Origin of the sequence: Haloparvum sedimenti (genome assembly GCF_001462205.1) — an archaeon.
In the GTDB taxonomy this organism is placed as follows: domain Archaea; phylum Halobacteriota; class Halobacteria; order Halobacteriales; family Haloferacaceae; genus Haloparvum; species Haloparvum sedimenti.
The window spans coordinates 282-528 of sequence record NZ_LKIR01000099.1; positions in this window are offsets into that span (position 1 = coordinate 282).

Consider the following 247-nt stretch of genomic DNA (forward strand, 5'->3'; position numbering starts at 1 on the left):
TTTTCTCGCGACCCACGCCCGGAGAGCGGCGCCCTTCCCGGTAGCCCCGCTCTCGCCGCGGCACAAGTCCTAATGCGGCCGCCGGGCGACGTGTTCCCCATGACGCACTTCGTGCCGTTTGACGGCGGAGATCTCTCCCGGATGGCGCTACGTCGGGCCGCGACGCTGGGAGCGGCGACGGGGGAGCCGGTGCTGGCGTTCGCGGTGATCCCGAAGAACAACGAGGCGTACGCCCGCGACCGGATCC